A 2,003-nucleotide genomic window follows, 5' to 3' on the forward strand; every position below is an offset into this window, starting at 1 on the left:
CCACCAGGCCCGGCGCTTCCTGGAATGCACGCTGGCGCTGCAGCAGCGCCTCGCGTACGGCGGGCAATGCAGCCACTTGAGAGGCACCGGAGCCGACGCTTTCCGTGCGGATCACATCGCTGACTTCGTCGCCTTCCAGGATGATGCGTTGCAGCTGACCTTCGGTCGCTGCGATGAACTGCACATCCAGATGAGCGGCAAGTTTTTTCAGCAATTCTTCGTTGGTCAGGTCAACGCCGTGGTTATGCGCGGCGAATGCCAGCAGCCGATAAAGTGCACCGGAATCCAGCAGGTTCCAGCCCAGACGCTTGGCCAGGATCCCGGCGACCGTGCCCTTGCCGGAGCCGCTCGGCCCATCGATGGTGATGACCGGTGCAATTTTGATCACGACTGAGCCTCTTGGGCAACGCGGATACCGACCTGTGCGCACAACGCCAGGAAATTCGGGAACGATGTCGCGACGTTGGCGCAATCATGGATGCGGATCGGTGCAGTAGCGCGCAGCGATGCAACGCTGAATGCCATGGCAATCCGGTGATCGCCGTGACCATGCACTTCGCCGCCGCCGATCGAGCCGCCGTCGATAATGATGCCGTCCGGCGTTGGCTCACACTTGACGCCCAGCGCCAGCAGGCCATCGGCCATGACCTGGATACGGTCCGACTCCTTGACCCGCAGCTCTTCGGCGCCAGTCAGCACAGTACGGCCTTCGGCACAGGCAGCTGCCACGAACAGCACCGGGAATTCGTCGATAGCCAACGGAACCAACTCTTCAGGAATCTCGATACCCTTGAGTTTAGCCGCCCGTACGCGCAAATCCGCTACCGGCTCGCCGCCCACTTCACGCTGGTTTTCCAGGGTGATGTCGGCGCCCATCAGGCGCAGGATGTCGATCACACCGGTACGGGTCGGGTTGATGCCGACATGCTCCAGTACCAGGTCTGAACCTTCAGCGATCGAAGCGGCCACCAGGAAGAACGCCGACGACGAGATGTCGCCCGGTACTTCAATGTGGGTCGCGGTCAGCTTGCTGCCGGACTCGACGGAGGCGGTCGCGCCATTGACAGTGACCGGGTAGCCGAAGCCGCGCAACATGCGTTCGGTGTGATCGCGGGTCGGTGCCGGTTCGGTGACGGTGGTCTTGCCTTCGGCATACAGGCCCGCCAGCAGCAGGCAGGATTTCACCTGGGCACTGGCCATTGGCATGGTGTACGTCAGGCCCTTGAGCTTGTTGCCACCACGGATGACCATCGGCGGACGGCCTTCAGCGGCGGTTTCGATCACCGCGCCCATTTCGCGCAGCGGATTGGCCACGCGATTCATCGGGCGCTTGGACAGCGAAGCATCGCCGGTCAGGGTGCTGTCGAAATCCTGCGCGGCCAGCAGGCCGGACAGCAGGCGCATCGAAGTACCGGAGTTGCCCAGGTAGATCGGGCCAGGCGCGGGTTTCAGGCCATGCAGGCCGACACCGTGAATGGTCACGCGACCGTGGTGCGGGCCTTCGATGACCACGCCCATGTCACGGAACGCCTGCAAGGTCGCCAGGGCATCTTCGCCCTCGAGGAAGCCTTCGACTTCGGTGACGCCTTCGGCCAGGGAGCCGAGCATGATCGAACGGTGGGAAATCGATTTGTCACCTGGTACGCGAATCCGACCGGACAGGCGGCCACCAGGTTGAGCCAGGAAAATCAGATCGTTGGAATTCATAGCGTCCACATAGGCCCGACGGGCCAGGATTTTACTGAAATGCTCGCGGGCAACCCGGGCGCGAGTGAAAACGCCCAACAATTGGTGCCCATCCCCTGCATCGACCGCGTCGCGCAAGGCGTCGAGGTCGCTGCGAAATGTATCGAGTGTGCGCAGGACAGCTTCGCGGTTGGCGAGGAAGATGTCGTGCCACATGACCGGGTCGCTTCCGGCGATTCTCGTGAAATCGCGGAAACCGCCCGCAGCGTAACGGAAGATCTCAAGATTTTCATTGCGCTTGGCCAACGAATCGACCA

General features: G+C 62.3%; 2 protein-coding genes. Both read right to left on the reverse strand.

All coding sequences use genetic code 11. The features are described 5' to 3' along the window. Nucleotides 1-388 (reverse strand): (d)CMP kinase (locus D8V06_RS29055; RefSeq protein WP_177434509.1); only part of this gene is annotated, 388 nt, incomplete at its 3' end. After that, nucleotides 385-2,003, reverse strand: a 1,619-nt coding sequence (locus D8V06_RS29060; RefSeq protein ID WP_130932332.1) for a bifunctional prephenate dehydrogenase/3-phosphoshikimate 1-carboxyvinyltransferase, incomplete at its 5' end; no start/stop codon positions are given. The genes D8V06_RS29055 and D8V06_RS29060, both read right to left, overlap by 4 nt.

Source organism: Pseudomonas sp. Sample_24, from assembly GCF_004307605.1.
In the GTDB taxonomy this organism is placed as follows: domain Bacteria; phylum Pseudomonadota; class Gammaproteobacteria; order Pseudomonadales; family Pseudomonadaceae; genus Aquipseudomonas.